Below are 18879 nucleotides of genomic sequence, written 5' to 3' on the forward strand. Positions count from 1 at the left end.
ATCCTAGGGCGCAGCCACAGCACTACCGCTGCCGCAGACCTGCTCCGTCCAGCGTCAGGCCAGCAGAAATCACCCGCCCGCACTGTTCACCGTAAGGGTACTCACCTCGGGCAGTGAAGGTCACGGTATGCTCGGGCAGCGCGATACCGGCCGGGGAAGTTCCGGTCACGGTGGCCTCAAGGGGATTCTCGCTGAGGGCAGGAAGCTCAAGGAAACCCTGGAGGGTCCCGTCCGGCGACGACGTCGCTGAGCACACGCCGTCGGGTGTGCAGCCTTGGTCCACGGACGTCGCCCCGGGGTTCAGCATCAATTCCTCCTCAGTGCACACGCCATCCTGGCATGCCTTCAACCGAAGCGAAGCGACGTCCGGGGCATAGTCCGCTGCCACGGTCAGGGAAACACCGGGCACGTGTCCAATTGCCGGGCAGCCGACAGGTTCGGGGAAGCAGCCAGGAAGAAGCGCTGCAGTGCCTGCAAGGGTGAGAGCCAACCCGATTCTGCCCATGCTTCAGAGTAGGACTTCGGGCCGCCGTCGTCGCCGAAATGCGGTTGCCACGGAGCAAACGACGCCTGCATTGTTATGGATCCGGATGCCCGTTGCCTCGGCGAGACCGGCCCGGCAGACCTCCGCAAAGAAGCCACGTGGCCCCACGGTGTAGTAGCGGGATGGTTGATCTGAGGAACTCGTCATAAGTCGGCGTTGGTTCCCCAAGTGTCGATCAGACTTACCCATACTTCCAGCTTGATGTCACCGAACTGGCTGTTCCAGCCGTCCACCACACGATCGCAAAGCGTTTGAAATCGCGGCTGAAGGTACTGGTCACTGGTAGCGAACTTAAGGACGACGTCGGGGGCTGCTCCCGCGTGTACTGCCGCCCGGTTGAAGGAGACGGTAGTGCACCTGTTCAACTCCACGATGATGTCGGTGTCGGGAATCTGCAGAATGTCTTTAGCGGCTGCGAATAGTAGGTCCATGACTTCATCGCGGTTGTCAGTCATGCGCGACTGGGCGTTCTCGTTCTTGGGGAGGATGGAGATGTAAGTCACGCGGCTTCCCTTCTCGCTGGTTAGGGCGAGCATGTTCAAATTACGGTGATTGACGACAGATCAGAAGCGAACACGATCCGCCGTGTACCCGTCGAATGGTCAGTAATCCAGAAAATATCGTGCTGGTCCATGACGTCCTCTACTGTGCCTTCGCATTGCAGGCCGTCAGGCCAACGGAGGAGGATGCGCTGTCCGGTTTTGGGCTGCGAAGCCAATTCCGTGGGAGGGCGTGTCTCATTTTTCCTTGTGGTTTGGTCCATCAGATTGATTCCGCCAGTTCAGGGGTTGCTGCTGCAGTTAGTTGATTCGAGGCCACGGTGCCGGCCGCATCGGATTGAAAGCCTGATGCGGCCGGCACCGTGACCGCTCGAACATCGAATGTGTCCTAACCTGCTGCGCCAACAAGGCGGCTTATCAGCGGACGTACACCACCCGACAACGGTTCAGTCCGGATTACCATCCGTTGTGGAGAACCCACTCGAGCGCATCCACGAAGAAGTCCGCGGACTCACGCGAGATACACAGCGGCGGCTTGACCTTGAGTACGTTCATTCGGTCACTGGTCGGCTGAATGATCACACCCAGGTCAAGCAAACGGCGGCAGATAGCATCCGCCTCATTGCCTGCTGGCTCAAGTGTCGCCGGGTCCTGCACCAACTCAATCCCCATATACAGGCCGGAGCCATGAACGGCACCGATAATGGGATGCTTGCCAGCGAGTATTTCCAGCCTCTGGCGCAGATGTTCCCCAACCTCGCGCGCGTTTTGTTGCAGGTGTTCATCGCGTAGTGCGTCCAGTACTGTCAGCCCCACTACGGATGACACAGGGCTTCCGGCAGCTGAGGAGAAGAAATAGCCCCGTTCACGGTAAGCATCCGCAATGGCCCGGGTAGTTATCACGGCGCCAAGAGGGTGCCCGTTTCCCATGCCTTTAGCCACTGTCACTATGTCCGGTACGACATCTTGTTGTTCGAAACCCCAGAACCAGGTGCCGAGCCGTCCGTATCCCACCTGAACCTCATCAGCAATGGCCAGTCCGCCGTGAGCTCGGACCGTCTCGTAAACGCCCTTCAGGTAGCCCTCAGGCAGAAGAACCCCACCTGCGTTCCCGTACACGGCTTCCGCTATAAAGGCCGCCGGGGGCGTGCCTTGGGCGGATAGTGCTTCAATCTCTGAGACTGCCTCCTTGGTATACCGGAGTGCGTCCTGCCCCCGGTGTTGACCGCGGTACGCATTGGGAGAGATCAGGGTCTTGACCCACGGGAGGGTTTCTTTACCCACAGGGTTATCGACAGTTGACGTCGATACAGCGTCGCTCATGTAGGTCCAGCCGTGATAGGCCTCTTGGACGGCCACGAGCTGCTTGCGGCCGGTCACTATCTGGGCCATGCGAAGTGCCAAATCGTTCGCCTCTGACCCGGAATTGACCAGCAGGACGGTGTCCAGAGGGTCGGGTGTCATGGCGGCTAGACGCTCCGAGAATTTCACAACAGCTTCGTAGTGGAAACGTGAGTTCGTGTTGAGGAGACGCATCTGGCTGTTCACCGCGTCTGCCAGGCCCAGGTGACCGTGCCCCAGCAATGCCACGTTATTGACCATGTCGACATATGTCCGACCGGTCGCGTCCGTAAGGAACTCCCGCCAGCCGCGATCGATTTGAGGCGGATCGTTGTAGTAGTGCTGCTGTACACCGGCGAAGTGCTCTCGCCGGCGACGCAGCAGTTGCGAAGCTGATGGAGGTGAAATCGGGGAAGAGCTATCGTTCGCTGAAATCAGGGACGTCGGGTCGGCAAGCCAAGCCCGCCACCCACTAAATTCAGCGGCAGATACGTAGGGCGGCACACTGTTCCGGGCTTCCTCCCGATATGCGGTGACCCGGACTCTCTGGCGTGGTTCAACTGCCCAGGCGGGCTCGCCTGGTAGTAGGGAAAAGCCATCTGGGTGCAGGGCTTTCGCCCCGGGCCCCGTCACGGCAACTACACAACCATCCACGCCGACCAGTGCAGATCCGGAGCCGCTGATTGTGCCTGCCCACGGCGTCGACAGGGTTATCGGCGTGCGCCACCATGCGTCGATTCCAGTGGCTGTGTTAAGAGGAGCGCGCCTGTTCAATGGCGGGCTCTGAGAGAGCCTTGCTTCGCCGAAGGCTGTCTCCACAAATGCGTTTCCCGAATCCAGCGCGGTAATGGCCGCATGATGTTCGATGTCGTCCTCAAGCCAGGTTCCCCCATCGAAAATGTGTGACCCGGTGGTCAGATCCAGCGCGACGGCATCAGTTGCGGGAGCGCACATGGGCTGGTGCCTGGGCGGGAGTTCAGCGACGATGGGTGCCAGCCCCAGTGCCTCGCGGACAAGGGCTGTTGCGACGGGCAGCGGGAGTGCCGAGACCTGGTCAAGCATGCGGCGTTCAGATGGCATGTTCTCACGCGCGTATTCGTTGTCAGCGTCCAGGGAGACCTGCTGATATGTACTGACTGCCAGGACACACGCCCTGAGCACAACCAGGGGCCACACCGCGTCAATTTCGGCTTCCGACAAAGGCCGTTCTGCGTTGAACGCCCGAATGGCAGGGATGACGCTGAAGATGTCTGCGCCGTCGTGATGCAGCAGCGATGTGACGGTGACTGCCAGTTCAGACACAGCCCAGCTTTCGGTAAGGTCGCCGAAGTCAATCACGCCGTCGGGAAGTCGCAAACCGTCCTTCTCCACGCATACGACGTTGTCGTCAACCAGATCGCCGTGTACGGCCTGACGTGGCAGCTGGTCGGCAAGCGAACGGACCGCGTTGGCTGCATCCTCGGAGACGCTGCTGATCTGCTGAAGCTGTCCAGGGTCAGTAACGAACCCCGAAAGCAACGTCACCACCCTTTCGGCGTGTTGGAGGTCCCACTGCAGCACCCGCTGCAGTCTGGCGTGGCTGAAGCTGGCGAACCCCCGGGAAACCCGTCCCGCCAGTGCTCCAATAGCGCTAACCACCCGTTCTTCCATATGCTGTGACCCACTCAGGGTTCCCCCTGGCAGCCACTGCATGATCCGAACTATGGAATGCCCGCCCGATGGGAGTTCCACAGTTACAGCCTGGGATGTCCCTTGGCCTGACTTTAGGGGCAAAGACACAGGAACCCGCAGTCCCGGCACCGACCTGGCAAGATGATCCGCCGCCTCCGTCTGGGCAGCGATCTCCTCGTTGTCAAAGGCGGCGTTGCTGATCTTAAGAATGCCGATCGGCTCTCCACCGTCCGGGCTCCGCAGTAGAAAGTTTGCGTCCTGCTGGCTGCCTAGGACGGCAGCAACAGTCTCGCGGGAGAGTAAACTGCTGGCGATATCGGCCGCCTCCCGTTCGTTCACTACGGGTACCGGAAGAGCACCGAGCTCAAAGAAATCAAAGGAATTACTCGAATTGCTCACTTGGGTTGTTCTCCATGTTCAGGTGTGGCACTGACGATCCAGGCACTCGTGGCGACGGTGCCGTTTGTGGCTGTCTGGCATTGTGTGACCAACAAACGCTGGGGATGGCTGGACGTGTTCATCACGCAGCACCGTGTTCCTCGATAATCGAATTCCCACCATCGACGACAATGACTTGGCCCGTCATGTAGGAGGCCCCGGGGCTGGCTAGGAACGCAATGAGGCTGGCCACCTCGTCGGGGTTTCCTGAACGTCCAATTGGAGTCGCCTTACCCATGAGGATCTCGTGCTCGGTAGCGGATGCCGTGGCAATCCACCCGGGGGCGACGGCATTTACCGTTACCCCGTATTCCGCCACGTCCAGGGCAGCTGACCTGGTCAGGCCGACGACGCCTGCTTTGGCGGCGTGATAAGCGACGTCGCCCTTATACGCCGTGACGGGACCCGATAGCGAGGAAATATTGATCACCCTCCCGGATCCACCGATTATCATCTCCGGGATGGCTGCCCTGGTGGTGAACAGCATGGTGTCTAGATTGCGCCGCAACGCCATGTGCCACTCGTCGTCTGTGATGGACGTTATCCCTGCTTGAGCTTCGGCATCGTTCACAGCCGCAAGCCCGGCGTTGTTTACAAGAACATCAAGGCGCCCAAACTCCGCCACTGTGCGCGCGACCAGCGCAGTGGCCTGGGCAGAATCTGTCAGATCTGCCACAACTGCCCGCACATCGGCGCCGAGCGCACGGAGCTCCTCAGCGCGAGCTTCAATGCGCTCGGTCGTCGACGTGACAACCAAACGGACGCCCTGGCTCGCTAATGCACGCGCCGCCGCGAACCCAATTCCTTCAGGGCTACCTGCCCCGGTTACCAAGGCCACACGCTGCCCTGAGCCGACTTCAACACTCACTTTAGATACTCCTTGTTGCTGGATACGAGGTCTCCGGGCAGCATTTCCATACCGTCCAAGTTCCTGCTTGGGAAACAAATGTGTCTCATTAGAAATTGAGAATGGTGTGTGAGGGGCCTCCGCCCCTGACCAACGCCGCCGTGACTGCGGCGCCTGATCATGCATGCCCCTCGGCGATTGTGAGCGGGGCCCACGTCTCGGGACAGTGACCCGCCACGAGCCTTGCACCCTCCATGGCTGCCAGCTCGACAAGTCGATCATGGGACCTTCGACGGAGTGGAGCGTCCTCGGCGACGGCATACGTCCCGACAACCTGATTCAAGTCGATCCCCGCCTGAAGATCGATGGCATCCATTGCGAAGAGCCAGGTTCCCGATTCAGCCATCCGGACCCGGTAGGACATGTGCCCCGGAGTATGGCCGGGCGTGGAAATGGCTTCAATGCCGGGCGCGATCACTGCTTCGTCGTCGAGGATGCGCCATTTGATGTCGGGGTTGGCGTAGTCCTCCCGCAGATACGCATCGGCTCGGCCGGCAACATTCATTGCGAACTCCAACTCCCGCCGCTGGATGCAGACTTCGACGCCGGCTTCCGCTAAGTGGCGTAGTCCTCCAGAGTGATCGAAATGCAGATGTGAGACCGCGGCCAAGGCAAGATCCGATGGGTTCAATCCGTGATCGGCAAGCGCGCTGAGCAATGGGTCACCATCCGACAAGAATTCGGGAATCCCCGCGGGAGCGTACAAATCGTCTGGGTCGGGGCCCCGGAATCTCCGCGCGTCCGTGCCGGTGTCCAGCAGGACCCATCCGATGGAGGTCTTTACCAGCATGGCGGGGACGGGCTCGCGCAATATTCGCTCCGATCCGCCTTCCATGGACACAGACTCCGGGATTGGATCCCAGGCCAGGGTGAGGCAGTGGAGACGGTGACAAACAGCTGACAGTGAAACGTCACTGCTTTCATTTGAGTTCATTGGGTTCTTTCTGTCAGGGAGCTTCCCTGTCACGGGGTTAGCCAGATCGCGGCGTGCGGTAGCGCAACTGGCCCGTGGTTTCACGTTCTGAATGGGGCATCCGAACAGCCTCAGCAGAGTTGGAGCCGGACCACTTCCGGTAGCGGGCGCTCCTCACCGTCGACCGGGGGATCGGAGGCACCTGTTCGCTGGTTGCCTGAGTCAGCCTGTGATTCCGGCGAACCCCACCACTGTGTAGCCGATAAGAGCGACGCTGACGGCGAGCAACTGGTACGGCAGGCTTGTAATCCAGTGCCGGTAAAGTGGCACCCTGGTGGAACTCGATGTCAGCAGTCCCACGTCGGACGAGATGGATGACGCGAGGCCGAATGTGCCCGCCGATATCAAGGCGGCAACCGTGACGGGCACACTCGCGTCGATGCGGAGCGACAACTCCACGAGCACCGGGATCAGCAGGATATAGAGCGACCAGTTGAGGGTCACGAGCATCTCGGTAGCGGCGAAGATCGCGAAGATGATCAGCGGCAGCCACTGCGGAGCGATAAAGCCCGAGACGCCATCAATGACGAACTCTGTGAAACCGAGCGACTTAATGCCGCCGACGAGTACGAACGCCAAGGCCAGCAGCAGCACGAGCGAGAACATCTCCTTCATGCCGGTAAGCACCGCATCGACGTAACCCGTGATCGAAGCGTGGCGTTGCACGACGAGAAGAGCGCCAGTGACGAACAGGGCGAGAACGAAGCCAAGCTGCAGCTGCCCGAACACAAAGCTCACGAAAATCACGGTGACGATCGGCGCAAGGAAGTTCAGGAAGTGTGGGAGTTTCCGGCCGTCGTCTTCGGTCGCGGCCGCTTCGTTGTGGATTCCGTCGAGATCGCGCTTGAGTGGACCGAAGATCGGGATCACCTGCACTGCGAGAAGGAATCCGATGAGGGCCCCGGCGATGGAGTAGAAGAGGAACGGCAGGATCTCGAGGTACACGCCCATCTCGCTCGAGCCGTAGCCGGCGGCGAGCAGGAGACTGACGTAGAGGACCGACGTCGAGCCAATCGGGTTGAGTGTGGTGCCGGCCTCGCCGGTGGACCGTAGCACCGCGGCTGTGAAGGTGCGCGGAAGCCCGTAGCGGCGGTTGACGGGAGCCATGCTCACTCCGACGCCCGAGGCAGAGAGATAGTTGTCGTTCGACAGCAACAGCGATGATGCTGCGGTGACCGCGCCCGATGCGCGGGGTCCGCGGGCCAAGCGTGAGGCGGCGCGGGCGAATGAGTCGGCAAGACCCAACTGCTCAAAGACCCCGAGGAGCCCTCCGATGAGCACGAGGAGTGCGAGCAGACCGAGGTTGCCGAGGTCGGAAACCTGGGAATAGATCAGGTCGAGCCACGCAGTGGGGGCGTCGGCCCGGTGCACCATCAGCGGAGCGAGGAACCCAGCCCACAAGAAACCTTCGATAATGCGGTGCGTAATAAGGACAAACCCGAAGAGCGTCACCGCTGGCAGAAGGCTCCACCACTGGTACGCCGCGTCCTCGCCCGACGGAGCAAGCATTGTGAAGAGGAACGCGGCGAGGACGCCGGTGTACCCAACAATCGTGCGCAGGCGCGGCGTGAATCGGCTGGCCCGTGCGGCCGGGGGCATGTCGTGGGGTGTCAACGGGGACAGGGGAATAGAGGGTGCGTCATGCGCCATCGCAGAAACTCCTGAAGAAGAATTATGCCTGGCGGGCCCCCGCTCAAGCGCATCGAGAAGCGATGGCGAGCGGACCGTGCACCGTGCTGGTGTCAGAATGATCACGCGCCGAGTGGCGCGCTTGGATACTAAGATTGCATATTTACCACCCCGGGCACAAGGGCCGAACTCGTGTTGCACGTGGGACCTGTTGCGTGGTGACCCGCGTCGTCGTTCCGTGGACCGGAGGAAGCCCGCGATGCCGGGCGGCTATTGCGAAAAGGTGAGGACTTCGTAGAAGTCGATCGTGGTGTTGTCCTCGAGGAGAGTCGCTTGACCAATGAACATTGAGCGGGTCAGCCACTGGAGACCTGGTGACGTTGTACGAAACACAGGCGAGGTCACGAAGTAGCGCATCTCGGTGCCTTCGCCCGACTCGCCGTCCAGATGCCGCAAAAGACCGGTGTTCAGGACGTCAACGTAGTCTCCCGAGTCGCTGGCAAATCCGTATCGAGCCTCCACCTGGAACACGTCATCGGCCCGTTGCAGGCACCAGTCCCCGCCGCCGGCAGTAACCTGCCCGGTGATCTCTCCGCTCACCTGGCCACCTGTGATGGGGATGTATTCCAGCTGTTCGGCCGTCCTGGAAGAGATGAGGACAGGTGGGGATGTCTCGGCCTTGATGGTGAAGCTGTAGCGGAAAGCGGGGGGTGTTGCCTGTAGGGGGGTGGCTGTTTCTGTGCTTGACGACGTCATCTGGGTTGTCCTTGTCAGAGTGTGTGTGGGTGGGTAGGTAGTGAAGGTGCCAACTGCGCAATGCACCTCAGCCGGCAGGCTGCTGGCTTGTCCAGTCCGCGATAGCGCGGAACATATCGAGAGTCTCGATGTCTTTGTTCAGCTCCGGGTCGTTGGTGGAACCGTACAAACGTGTGGCGGAATGCATCACGATGGTGGTTTCGGTACCCGGGTCAACATAGATGTACTGGTTGTAGACACCATTGGCTGAGAAGTCGCCACGGTCGCCGGGCATCAGCCACCACTGGTAGCCATATCCCCAGGGAAATGGCTCGCCGCCTACGATCACCGCGCCGGGGTGCAGATGCGGTGCCGAGGCGGTCAGGGAATCAGTGACCCAGGAGCTGTCGAGTATCTGGCGGCCGTTCCACTGGCCCCCATTGCGGTATAGCTCACCGACTGCAGCGTAGTCCCGCGCCGTCAGGTTCAATCCGGCATACCCCATCTCTACCCCGTTCGGATCGACGATCCAGTGGCCGGGATGGTTGAAGCCCAAAGGCTCCGCCAGGCGGCTATGCATGTAGTCCGCCAGGTGCTCACCGGTGGCCGCCCGGATAAGGTTGGCCAGCGCCTGGGTTTCACAGCTGTTGTACCGGCAAATAGTATCTGCCGGAAATTCCCGGGCCATGGTGGCGACGATGCCTTCGTGACCGCCGTGTTGGCCCGAGGTAGCATCCGCAATGCGCAGGGGGTCGCAGTCGGGAAAGCTGTAGTCTTCGTTCCAACGCGCGCCAGATGACATCTGCAGCACACTGCGGATGGACGTACCGTCATAGGCCGATCCCGGCTCAACGGTAATGAAATCGCTGATGGGCCTCTCGATGCTGTCGATGTGGCCCTCTTGGACCGCGATGCCGACCAGCGCCGAGACCACACTTTTGGCCACGGACATGGAAATCCATGGCCGTTCGAGGGCGGCGGTGAGCATGTACCGTTCGTACCTGATCTGACCGCGCTGAACAATCAGGAGCGCCCCCACTTCCGCGGCATCAAGGTACCCTTCAATGGACCTTTCCCTGCCCTCGTGGCGATACGTTTCCGGCAATGTGACTTGTGGGCCTGTCTGCCATTGGCGCGGCTGGCTGGAGGGTTCCATCCGGCGGGTTTCAAGCAACTCGGCCATGCGGGGGAAGTTTTCGTGTTGGGGAGCGCCGGTGAAGAGTTTCAGTTCGTTGAGACTCATTGTCATTTCTTGGTTCCGTATCGTTTGGAGCTGATGGGTGGGCTTGGGGAGGGCGGGGTACTGGTCAGGGCTTGACGGCAATCGGGTCAGCCTGGAGAGAAGGCGCCGGTGCCCGTCGAGCCAGAACGTAGGCAGCGCAGCCCAATCCTGCCGCGATGAATGCCATGGATGCCCACAGCAGAGCCTGCGTACTCCCTGTTGATTCAAGGAGGGCTCCCGCAGCGATTGGACCAATGGCCAAGCCGCCACCAGCCATCAGGTTGATGGTGCTGGTTACCCGAGGGGAGGAATTGGTGGCCGCGACCATGGAGAACAGGTAGGGCAGCAGGAGGTTCCATGCGAATTGGAAGAGGATAGAGGACACGATGTAGGCGATCGCGGCCGTGAGTCCGATCAGGAGATAGATGCCGGCAAGGATACCGACGAAACTGACCACGATAATCAGAGCGTTGTATTTGGTATCACCCAAAACCGAGGCAAACAGCGACGGGATCAAGCCAACGAATGTAGCGATTGCCAATGTGGTGGTGATGGTATCGAGGCTAAGTCCGGCCTCGGTGGCGGGAACCGCAATGAAGGTCCATGCCGCTGCGGCACCGATGTAGAAGAGCAATACCGAGGCCAGGGCGATCAGGTACCGCGCTGGCGACGCCTTGGATGTGCCCTTGATTGATTGCCCGTGTTCCGCAACAGAAAGCTTGGCCGGCAACATCTGTGTGATTGGCAGTGCCACGGCGATAAGGATTGCCATGGTCAGGTAGATCGCGGAGACCGGAAGAGGTTCAAAAACGGCCGGAAAGACGGAGAGAACCACCGCTCCCAGCACTACCTGCATGAAGATGAACAATCCGAAAGCGCGCCCCGGGTTGGCGGCCTTGCCTGCGAGAGCAAGCGCTATGACGGCTACGGAACCCGCGGCCAGCGCAGTTATCGTTCGGGCGGCCAGAAGAAGGGCAAAGTTTGTTGCCAAGGTTGAGGCCAGGTTACCCAGAAGGGCCAGCCCACCAAAGAGATAAGTGGCTCGGCGGGCGTCAAGTTTGCCCAGCCAGAAGTAGGCCGGCAACGTCGCCAGGCTGAAAGCGCCCAGTTCGAGCGAAAACAGAAGCCCTACCTGGGTGGCACTGAGATCGAACTCGGTGGCGATCTTGACGGCGAGAATGGGGGCGATCATGAGCGTCATGAAAAGTGGTGCACTCACGATTGGGACGAACAGGTAGACGGCGGCGCTTGAAAGACGCACTGGTGATGATGACTCGGTCATTTTGTATCTCCATAGCGGGCCCGGAGCGGGCGTATGTCAACAGGGCTTGTGCACCAAAGGCGCCGGGTGTGTCATCAGACCAGCCGTTCCGTTGTAACGGTTTCGGGTTGGCTTCGGATGTTGGGGATCCGAACTCCGGCTGGAGGGACTCTGAGGCAATCAGCGGCCACTGGTGTGAATGAAGTTTGGACGGCGTGGATCACTAATGATCTACATCACATATCTAACGGTGTTAGATATAGTTGCAGACTCCAGGGAATTAGACAAGGGCTATATCGTGAAGAACATGACTGACCTCCCGGAAACAGCGCCCTCCGGCAGAAATGCGGTGGGCCGACCCGTCGTCGCCGTCTTGTCGACAGAGCGAATCGCGGAAGCCGCTTTGGAGATGATCGACGGCGGCAGGGACTTCAGTATGCGGTCACTGGCCAGGTCGCTGGGGGTCAGCACTCCCTCGCTCTACTACCACGTGCAGAACAAGAACGAGCTCGCCAACCTCATCCGAAACCTGCTCATATCCCGGCAGTCGATACCTCCCTCGCCCATGGAAGACTGGATGGAGGAAGTTCGCGCCTTGGTCACGAGCATCTGGGAAGCCTATTCGTCCCATCCACGGCTCGTTGTGCTTCTGATGGATTCACCGCTGTCATCAACTGCCGCCACGGCCATATACGACCGGATTGCGAAGGCCCTGCGAAAGGCTGGACTGGACGACTATTCGACGGCGATTGCTTTGGAAGTACTCGACGGTTTTGCGCTGGGAAACGGTTTGGGGCATGTTCGACCGGCTGATTCCTGGGGAGATACGGAGCCCGGATCGGCTCTGGATGACGCCGTAGGAGCTTGGAATCGAAGGCCGGGAACTATGAAAGTCGCGTTCGAGGTGGGCCTTAACGCACTCTTGAACCAGATTAAGTCAGGCGGGATGTTCAGCGGCGATGCTCCTGTGGGCGACGCGATCGCAGGAAAGTGAACCTAGGCCGCCGGGCCTAGCCCTCGTCGCGAAGCCAGAGCTTGCTGATGGTGCGGCTGAGCGCGCTGCGGATAGCCTGGCGGGTGGCAGGGTCCGGCGGGGTGGACAGATGATCGATTTCCAAGCCGGCGACGATTGACAGAATGATTTCGGCATCCGTTTCGGGGTCATCCGAACCCAACCGGGCCGCAATGTGGCTGATCTGCATCTGCAGCGCCTGACGCCAAGCACGAGAGATGCGCGCCAGCTCCGGATTGCGGGTGGACTCGATCAGGAACTCGTATTCGGCCACCAAGCTGGTACGTTCCTCAGTCAGGCCGCGCTGAACAAACGTCGCCAACTTCTCGGCCACCTCTGCCGCATCCGCGTTGACGCCGACCCCCATCACAGCCTTCAGCATCCGGTCGGCCTCGCGACGAGTGTGGAGCTCGAAGGCTGCAAGTATCAGGTCGTCCTTGGTTTTGAAATAGTAGCCAAGCGCCCCAAGTGGCAGTTCTGCCTCGGTAGCAATGGCACGCATGGACAGTCCGGCCAGACCTTTGTTGCCAACCACCCGCAGGGCAGCCTCGCGTATGGCTTCCTTGCGCGCATTCCCGCGGTCCGTAAGCGCAGGTGTCTCACGCGGCTGGGCGGTTTCCGCTTGCCGGCTCATATCTGTAGTGCCCTTTCATCCGATGGCAGCGGCCCGCCGCACACTATGCGGCAGTGCAGATGACTGCACAGTAGCAACGCTAGCAAACGAGGCGAGCCGAGCACTTGGCGTCATGATCAGCACCTTGAGGCTAAGTAACTGAGACAATCGTTCAAGTTTTCACGCCTACTGAGGACATGCCAAAACTGACTATGTCCCAAAGTCCTGCGTTTGAGAGCTAAATACTCGTGTTATGCCTCAAGTCTTGAAGCCGCCAGATCGAGTTGATAATCTTTGGACGTTCAACTCAGAATTATCCAGACCTCCGGATTCGAGAGCGTACATGGAACCTATCCTTCCTGCCTCCGGCCTGTCGGGATCATCAACATCACTTCGTCCAGGAGCAAACAATGGACCTGAACTACCTCTCCGCCGAAAACATGCTCGCAGCCTTCCGGGAACGCACTCTGTCTCCGGTGGAAGTGTTGGACTCACTAGTGGCCCGTGTGGCCGAGTCGAGCCACGTTAACGCCGTCGCCGAGGAAATGTTCGACACCGCCTACGACACAGCGCGAAACGCAGAGGCGCGGTATGCCGGGAAAGGACCGGAACCTCGCGCCCTCGAAGGGGTTCCGGTAGCAGTCAAGGAAGAAATGCCAATGGCCGGAAGGCCGTGGCGCTTCGGTTCCCTGCTCACCGATGGAAACGTCGCGGACCACACCGAACCCATGGTCAGTCGACTGGCCGACGCTGGAGCCGTCTTGCATTTGCGGACCACGACGCCGGAGTTTTCGGTGGCAGTCACTACCCACTCGGAACTGTGGGGCGTCACACGCAATCCTTGGAACCTGGAACTCAGCCCCGGTGGTTCTTCTGGCGGCTCCGGGGCGGCGCTGGCTGCGGGGTTGACTCCGCTTGCCACCGGCTCGGACATAGCAGGTTCCATTCGCGTACCGTCGGCACTTTGCGGAGTCGTCGGTTTCCGGCCACCCTACGGGAGGGTACCGTCGCTTCCACCCCTGAACCTGGACACTTATTGCCAGAATGGGCCCATGGCCCGCACAGTCACCGACTGCGCTCTCTTCAACAACGTCATTGCTGGACCGGACCTGGCAGACCACGCATCAGTTTCTTCGGTGCCGCCGCTTCCGCTTGATTTCGGTTCGTGCGCCGGGCTGAAGGTCGCACTCGCTGTCACCATTGGTGACTACCCCGTGGTACCGGAGGCCGCAGCCAACCTTGAGGTATTCGCGAACGCGTTGCGGGATGCCGGCGCCATAGTCACTCCGGTGGAAATACCCATCACCAGGCAAGCCATCATGACAACTGCAATGGCCCATTACGGATTGATACTCGCACCCTCGCTGCTGCAAGTGGCGCCGGTTGACGATCCCCGCTGGTCTCCCGATGTCATGAACGTCATGCAAACCAGCCAAGCAGCCCTGAAGGCAGTGGGTTCTTTGCATGTAGCGGAGGAGGAAGCACGCATTCAGTCCCTGCTCGCCGGCAGCTTCGAACAGCACGATGCCCTCATCTGCCCCACCATGGCAACTGCCGGATACGCTGCCGATGCCACGCGGGTGGAGCTCGTCGAACTCGGCGGAGGGGTCTTATTCGACAATTTGGTGAGCCAGTGCCTTACCCAGATCTTCAATATCGCCAGCCGGCACCCTGTTCTCAATGTGCCCTCAGGGCGGGCATCCAACGGACTACCGACTGGCGTTCAAATCGTAGCCCGGCCGTTCGATGACCTCACGGCATTCCGCCTGGGGGCAGCTGTGGAGGAACGTCTGGGTTTCTGGAGTGATCCCTCGTGGCGGCCAGAACTGGCAGAAAGGGTCTGACGCCTCACTCAACGGCTCGCCTTGGTTCCAAACGGAAGCTGAGTGACCCGCCGCCATCGCTTATACCGGCCACGCCGTGGTTAGTGGGGGCGGGGCACGGTTCCCTTGCGATCCAGCGAATCGCCGGAGGACTGACTGGGCACATGGATGGTCTCGCAACGTCCTGCTGAACATGATCGTGAACCGGACCTTGGAGAGACCTGGCGCGGCGCCGTCGAACTTTGTCCAACGGCTTGTTGGACAGGATTCCGAGCTGGCCCAGCAAGTCGCCAAAACCCCTACAATTTCGAATTTCTAGGCCTGTCGGGGGAAGTTGCCGAACGGGGAACTTGAACTGGCGCTGACCAGCAGGATCACCGAAACCCTGCGGGAGTTGGGCCCCGGTTTTTCGTTCGTTGGCCGGCAGGTGCACTTCGATGTTGACGGCGATGACTACTACGTCGACACGCTCTTCTTTCACATGGACCAGAACCGGTATGTGGTCATCGAGCTCAAAACAGGAAAGTTCCAGCCCGAGTATGCCGGCAAGCTGAGCTTCTATGTCGCTCTTGTCGATGACATGCTCCGCCGTGAGCACCACAACGAAACCATCGGCATCCTTATTTGTGGCATCAAGAACGACCGCAGCGTCCGATACAGCCTCGGCCGCTCAACCCGGCCCATGGCTGTCGCCGCCTATACCTACGACAAACTGCCCGCAGATGAAAAAGTCGCCCTGACTAACGAAAGCCGGGGCGGTCCCGACCGCGACCAACTCGCCAGCATCAACACCACCACCTACGGATACGATGCGGCAGGAAACCCCACGACCTTGGCCAACGGGGCAACGTTGACCTACGACGCAGCCAACCAAGCCACTCAGTACACCCTTGGCGGGACCTCGACAGCGATCACTTATGACAACCAAGGCAACCGACTTACCGGCCCGTCCCCGGCCACTGGTACATCCACGGTGCTTTGAGCTACATCTATGACGCCGCCGGCAACCCGGTCGAGCACATTGACCCCACCGGAACAGTGACCTACTACCAACACGACCAGTACGGATCCACGCGACACTTGACCGATTCGACAGGCATCCCAACAGCGACGTTTACTTTCGATGCCTACGGCAAGCTGACGTCAAAGACCGGTACCGGTGACACGGTTCTGAAGTGGAACGGGCAATGTCAGGATTCGGATACGGGCCTCTACTACCTCCGTAATCGATACTTCGACTCGACCACTGCACAGTTCATTAGTGTGACGCTGGGTGCAGACGCCGGTCGAATGATTCTCCGCAATCGATACGAACTCGACATAATCGCATTGGACACGTTTTCTGTTGCCACAATGGGCGCTGAGCAAGGGGTAAACGCTGCCTATAGGCTTGCAAAATGGACCGGTACAACCGAAAAATGCTGATCGCAGGTGTCAATTTTTCCGGCGGCGCTGCAGGGCTGGGCGGCGTCACCAAGGACTTCACAGAGTGGCTGTCGGGGGAAGGGCCCGGGTTCCCATATTGCCCTGCGCCGGTCGGATCTCCACAAAGCGGATGGGAGCTTGGATGAAGGACAGGTCCAGCAAGGCAACATGGGATGCGTTCTTTGCCATATTCGGACCATTTCAACTAGCCAACATCTTGATGCTTTTGGCCATCCTTGCGTTGGTGATTTTCAGGCCAAACATTGGTGATTCCGCAACCCACTGGTCAATTGCCCTGGTGGCCGTTCTCATAGTGACAGCGGGCGTACTGGTGGCCGTGGGTGGTGGATCGCGATTGAAGCGACTTCGCGAGTCCGCGCGGGACGATCGCAGGCGACTTGCGCAGGGGCTGCCCCTTGACAAGGATGAGGAACCGCCGGCGTCAGGACCGCGCAACAATGGACCGTAGTCACTCTGCTGGCAGACCATGGCGCTTGGATTCGTCTTCATGGCGATCGGCTTGGTGTGGCTGCCGTTCCGGGAGGGGATCGCCCGCCGACAGTACTTGGTCTCATCAGAGATACTCGATCGGAACTCCGCCTTCTCCAAGTCAGACTCACTTGAAGCAGACTCGGAGCTGGATGAGGAACGCATCCGGGGCTTCTAGATGCTCAAAACGCCCATGGCAGGTCGGATCTCCACAAAACGGATGGGAGCTTAGCGCTGCACGTAGATTGGCGGGAATAAGTTGACTTGTGACAGGGCGCTGTTTGTATGGCATGCCGGATTCTCCGTTGCCAGCATCCACCAGCACCCGCGGACAAAGTGTCATAGGACGCAGCCCCGGTAGTTCTCGCGGCTACTTCTACTCCAATAAAGGGTAGGGCATCGTTCACGGTTAGCATTCCCACATGGGACTTCCAGGGATTGTGAATGATGAGATCGGCAGCCAGCTCCAGATCGAATTGAATCTCCGCAGAGAGCTTAGCTTTCCAGAGCAGCGCATGGTGGAGCAGTGGCATGCTGCTGTCTACTTCACCGACGAAGACTCTGACCTAGAAGACGACTACGACGGCGGGCAAGTTGTTGGTCATGCCCATGTAGTGAAGTGTCGTCTGGGCGCGCCGGCGGTCTTCGACATCCTGGATTCCCTGGAGTCTGATTTGCACACTGTAAGTGCAGCCGTCATTGATCCCCGCTCCGGATATCCAACCGACGAAGTCGAGGACACGATCGAAGGCTTCGGCCAGGATTTTCTTATCCTCAACAGGGTTCAGATTGCAAAAGGGTTCAGGGGGAGAGGTATTGGCCGCTGGTTCGCCGCTGAAGTCATCAATACCCTAAGCCCGGGAGCCGGCTTCGTTGCGACATACCCGGCTCCCATGGACGATTCAGAAGGGCTGGCGAGAAGGAGAGCCGAGTCCAAACTCAGAAGCGTTTGGAGTGAAATCGGATTCGAGCCACTCAACAGCGACATCATGATCTTAGACCTGAGCCTGATCACGCTCGATGAAAAGCTCAAGGGGCTGCGTAAAAGGTTCGGTGCGCTCTAACTTCAAATCCCTTGCAACCAGGCCCGAAGGGCAGCAAACAGGGTCCAGTACTGACTGCGATACGCGCGCCACCCGTCACACAGGACCTGATCCGCAAGCGAAACCGGCCCTTTGTGGGCCTCTCCCCCGGACAATTTTAACTGGCATGCGCGGGTATTCGTGAGGCGGGAGTAGACGGTTTTCGAAGGATGGCTGGAGTCAGCTTGAACCCGTTGGTGGGCGATTTCTAGATGCCTAAGGGCTCTGGGCAACCAGCATTTCTCGGAGTGACTCAGCTGCGGCAGTCAGTTCTTCGCCTGGATCCAAGATGAGTTCTCCCATGGCCGTCCACGGAGTTGAGCGACCTGATTCTCTGAGTTCGAGAGCTAGGTGGATATGACCGTCGTGCTTAGCGGCCAGCCGAAAATCGCCTTCGATGGAGTCGAAGTTTTTATCCCCGTCCCAGCCCCGCCAATTGCTTGCGAGATCCTCAAAGAAGGACAGCAACCCCGACCAACCGTCGAAATCCCAGACGTCCTTTGTGGCGTTGAGACCGGGCAGATGTGCGGTAACTGTCAGGTTCTCGATTTGCCCGTTTCGACTGCCGCGGGTGTTCTCGACACGGAAAATGAGTGTGCCTTGATGTCCAATAGTCACCTCATTCATTGCTTCATTCTCTGTCATGAGCGCCGTGCCGCGATGTATTTGGCGTAGGCGGCTGCTGAGTCTGTGGCGTGGCGTTCGATGGTGGTGGGGGAGTAGCCGAGGGTTTCGGCGATGATGGCCGCGGGTGCGAGTTTGGTGAGTTCGTGGAGTGTTCCCAGGCGTGCGGAAGGGGTGCTGAAGAGTTTGCTGAGGCGGGTTGTGAGGTGTCCTGGGTGGATGTGGCGTCCGGGTGATGTTCCGCGGAAAACCCATTCGGTGTTGGGGTGCGCGGCGGTCAGTTCGTGGCCCGTGTTTGCGGCGAGCTCCCGCCATGGCTGTGCCTGAGGGTCCGGCAGCGCGATCTGTATGGTTCCGAGTTGGACGGTGACTAGTTCATCGGTGACGATGACGTCGTCCCAGGTGAGCCGTGCGATGTTTTCGGCTTGTTGTCCGAAGGCGAGCACAAGGATCGCCGCGGCCCGGTCGCGGGTCTCCAGTTCCTTGGCGTGGATGACCTGTTGGAGTGCTTGGTCAGAATAGTTTGAAATCGAATATGTACGGATGCCATTGCTAGCGGGGGCCGCGGATGGCGAACGCGTTGTGGACAT

18 protein-coding genes and 1 pseudogene are annotated in these 18879 nt (G+C 59.7%); 6 read left to right on the forward strand and 13 right to left on the reverse strand.

Going from position 1 to position 18879, the window contains the following annotated elements; genetic code table 11:
- Window positions 1-22: 22 nt before the first annotated feature.
- The 9 genes from AR689_RS13235 to AR689_RS13280 all read right to left on the reverse strand — a co-directional run bounded on the left by AR689_RS13235 (window position 23) and on the right by AR689_RS13280 (window position 11242).
- Window positions 23-505: a hypothetical protein gene (locus AR689_RS13235; protein ID WP_062070833.1), complete on the reverse strand. Its 483-nt coding sequence runs from the start codon at window positions 503-505 to the stop codon at window positions 23-25.
- Window positions 506-687: 182 nt separating this feature from the next.
- The gene (locus AR689_RS13240; protein ID WP_156424597.1) at window positions 688-1047 is read right to left on the reverse strand and encodes a hypothetical protein; all 360 of its coding nucleotides are present in this window, start codon (window positions 1045-1047) and stop codon (window positions 688-690) included.
- Between the two features lie 453 nt (window positions 1048-1500).
- Window positions 1501-4455 (reverse strand): aminotransferase, encoded by a 2955-nt coding sequence (locus AR689_RS13250; protein WP_062070839.1) that lies wholly within the window; start codon window positions 4453-4455, stop codon window positions 1501-1503.
- Window positions 4456-4576: 121 nt separating this feature from the next.
- The gene (locus AR689_RS13255) at window positions 4577-5362 is read right to left on the reverse strand and encodes an SDR family NAD(P)-dependent oxidoreductase (RefSeq protein ID WP_062070841.1); all 786 of its coding nucleotides are present in this window, start codon (window positions 5360-5362) and stop codon (window positions 4577-4579) included.
- Window positions 5363-5519: 157 nt separating this feature from the next.
- The gene (locus AR689_RS13260) at window positions 5520-6236 is read right to left on the reverse strand and encodes an N-acyl homoserine lactonase family protein (RefSeq protein ID WP_197412874.1); all 717 of its coding nucleotides are present in this window, start codon (window positions 6234-6236) and stop codon (window positions 5520-5522) included.
- 300 nt (window positions 6237-6536) lie between these two features.
- On the reverse strand, window positions 6537-8024 hold the full coding sequence (locus AR689_RS13265) for a Na+/H+ antiporter NhaC family protein (RefSeq protein WP_062070845.1): 1488 nt from the start codon (window positions 8022-8024) through the stop codon (window positions 6537-6539).
- Between the two features lie 249 nt (window positions 8025-8273).
- Window positions 8274-8759: a DUF3237 family protein gene (locus AR689_RS13270; protein ID WP_062070847.1), complete on the reverse strand. Its 486-nt coding sequence runs from the start codon at window positions 8757-8759 to the stop codon at window positions 8274-8276.
- Between the two features lie 67 nt (window positions 8760-8826).
- Window positions 8827-9981, reverse strand: coding sequence for a serine hydrolase domain-containing protein (locus tag AR689_RS13275; protein WP_197412875.1), 1155 nt, complete (start codon window positions 9979-9981; stop codon window positions 8827-8829).
- A gap of 64 nt (window positions 9982-10045) precedes the next feature.
- Window positions 10046-11242 (reverse strand): MFS transporter, encoded by a 1197-nt coding sequence (locus AR689_RS13280; protein WP_062070849.1) that lies wholly within the window; start codon window positions 11240-11242, stop codon window positions 10046-10048.
- Window positions 11243-11528: 286 nt separating this feature from the next.
- On the opposite strand from AR689_RS13280, the gene AR689_RS13285 reads away from it, so the two are divergent.
- On the forward strand, window positions 11529-12215 hold the full coding sequence (locus AR689_RS13285; protein ID WP_231745646.1) for a TetR/AcrR family transcriptional regulator: 687 nt from the start codon (window positions 11529-11531) through the stop codon (window positions 12213-12215).
- 16 nt (window positions 12216-12231) lie between these two features.
- On the opposite strand, the gene AR689_RS13290 is transcribed toward AR689_RS13285, so the two are convergent.
- The gene (locus tag AR689_RS13290; RefSeq protein ID WP_062070853.1) at window positions 12232-12867 is read right to left on the reverse strand and encodes a TetR/AcrR family transcriptional regulator; all 636 of its coding nucleotides are present in this window, start codon (window positions 12865-12867) and stop codon (window positions 12232-12234) included.
- A gap of 389 nt (window positions 12868-13256) precedes the next feature.
- Between AR689_RS13290 and AR689_RS13295 the strand changes: the two genes are divergently transcribed.
- The 3 genes and pseudogenes from AR689_RS13295 to AR689_RS13305 all read left to right on the forward strand — a co-directional run bounded on the left by AR689_RS13295 (window position 13257) and on the right by AR689_RS13305 (window position 16094).
- On the forward strand, window positions 13257-14690 hold the full coding sequence (locus tag AR689_RS13295) for an amidase (RefSeq protein WP_062070855.1): 1434 nt from the start codon (window positions 13257-13259) through the stop codon (window positions 14688-14690).
- Window positions 14691-14832: 142 nt separating this feature from the next.
- Window positions 14833-15420: pseudogene (locus tag AR689_RS13300) on the forward strand (PDDEXK nuclease domain-containing protein); the annotation flags it as partial.
- A 227-nt stretch (window positions 15421-15647) separates the two neighbouring features.
- Entirely contained in the window at window positions 15648-16094 is a 447-nt protein-coding gene (locus AR689_RS13305) for an RHS repeat-associated core domain-containing protein (RefSeq protein WP_062070857.1), read from the forward strand.
- A 57-nt stretch (window positions 16095-16151) separates the two neighbouring features.
- On the opposite strand, the gene AR689_RS23660 is transcribed toward AR689_RS13305, so the two are convergent.
- Complete coding sequence (locus tag AR689_RS23660) at window positions 16152-16283, reverse strand: hypothetical protein (protein WP_286158883.1); 132 nt, start codon at window positions 16281-16283, stop codon at window positions 16152-16154.
- A 298-nt stretch (window positions 16284-16581) separates the two neighbouring features.
- On the opposite strand from AR689_RS23660, the gene AR689_RS13315 reads away from it, so the two are divergent.
- Both AR689_RS13315 and AR689_RS13320 read left to right on the forward strand, forming a co-directional pair.
- Complete coding sequence (locus AR689_RS13315; protein WP_062070861.1) at window positions 16582-16761, forward strand: hypothetical protein; 180 nt, start codon at window positions 16582-16584, stop codon at window positions 16759-16761.
- Window positions 16762-17005: 244 nt separating this feature from the next.
- The gene (locus tag AR689_RS13320) at window positions 17006-17647 is read left to right on the forward strand and encodes a hypothetical protein (RefSeq protein ID WP_062070863.1); all 642 of its coding nucleotides are present in this window, start codon (window positions 17006-17008) and stop codon (window positions 17645-17647) included.
- 234 nt (window positions 17648-17881) lie between these two features.
- Here AR689_RS13320 and AR689_RS13325 read toward each other — a convergent pair whose 3' ends face one another.
- Both AR689_RS13325 and AR689_RS13330 read right to left on the reverse strand, forming a co-directional pair.
- Window positions 17882-18310, reverse strand: coding sequence for a DUF6228 family protein (locus AR689_RS13325; protein ID WP_156424598.1), 429 nt, complete (start codon window positions 18308-18310; stop codon window positions 17882-17884).
- Window positions 18307-18879: a site-specific integrase gene (locus AR689_RS13330; RefSeq protein ID WP_197412878.1), complete on the reverse strand. Its 573-nt coding sequence runs from the start codon at window positions 18877-18879 to the stop codon at window positions 18307-18309. Before AR689_RS13330 ends, AR689_RS13325 begins: the two co-directional genes overlap by 4 nt.

The sequence above is a fragment of the Arthrobacter sp. EpRS71 genome, from assembly GCF_001512285.1.
Lineage (GTDB): Bacteria > Actinomycetota > Actinomycetes > Actinomycetales > Micrococcaceae > Arthrobacter.

Coding starts and splice junctions, on each gene's coding strand:
- AR689_RS13235 (WP_062070833.1), bottom strand. CDS start 505: ATGGGCAGAATCGGGTTGGCTCTCACCCTTGCAGGCACTGCAGCGCTT.
- AR689_RS13260 (WP_197412874.1), bottom strand. CDS start 6,236: ATGGAAGGCGGATCGGAGCGAATATTGCGCGAGCCCGTCCCCGCCATG.
- AR689_RS13265 (WP_062070845.1), bottom strand. CDS start 8,024: ATGGCGCATGACGCACCCTCTATTCCCCTGTCCCCGTTGACACCCCAC.
- AR689_RS13270 (WP_062070847.1), bottom strand. CDS start 8,759: ATGACGTCGTCAAGCACAGAAACAGCCACCCCCCTACAGGCAACACCC.
- AR689_RS13275 (WP_197412875.1), bottom strand. CDS start 9,981: ATGAGTCTCAACGAACTGAAACTCTTCACCGGCGCTCCCCAACACGAA.
- AR689_RS13280 (WP_062070849.1), bottom strand. CDS start 11,242: ATGACCGAGTCATCATCACCAGTGCGTCTTTCAAGCGCCGCCGTCTAC.
- AR689_RS13285 (WP_231745646.1), top strand. CDS start 11,529: ATGACTGACCTCCCGGAAACAGCGCCCTCCGGCAGAAATGCGGTGGGC.
- AR689_RS13290 (WP_062070853.1), bottom strand. CDS start 12,867: ATGAGCCGGCAAGCGGAAACCGCCCAGCCGCGTGAGACACCTGCGCTT.
- AR689_RS13295 (WP_062070855.1), top strand. CDS start 13,257: ATGGACCTGAACTACCTCTCCGCCGAAAACATGCTCGCAGCCTTCCGG.
- AR689_RS23660 (WP_286158883.1), bottom strand. CDS start 16,283: ATGGCAAAGAACGCATCCCATGTTGCCTTGCTGGACCTGTCCTTCATC.
- AR689_RS13315 (WP_062070861.1), top strand. CDS start 16,582: ATGGCGCTTGGATTCGTCTTCATGGCGATCGGCTTGGTGTGGCTGCCG.
- AR689_RS13320 (WP_062070863.1), top strand. CDS start 17,006: ATGGGACTTCCAGGGATTGTGAATGATGAGATCGGCAGCCAGCTCCAG.
- AR689_RS13325 (WP_156424598.1), bottom strand. CDS start 18,310: ATGACAGAGAATGAAGCAATGAATGAGGTGACTATTGGACATCAAGGC.
- AR689_RS13330 (WP_197412878.1), bottom strand. CDS start 18,879: ATGTCCACAACGCGTTCGCCATCCGCGGCCCCCGCTAGCAATGGCATC.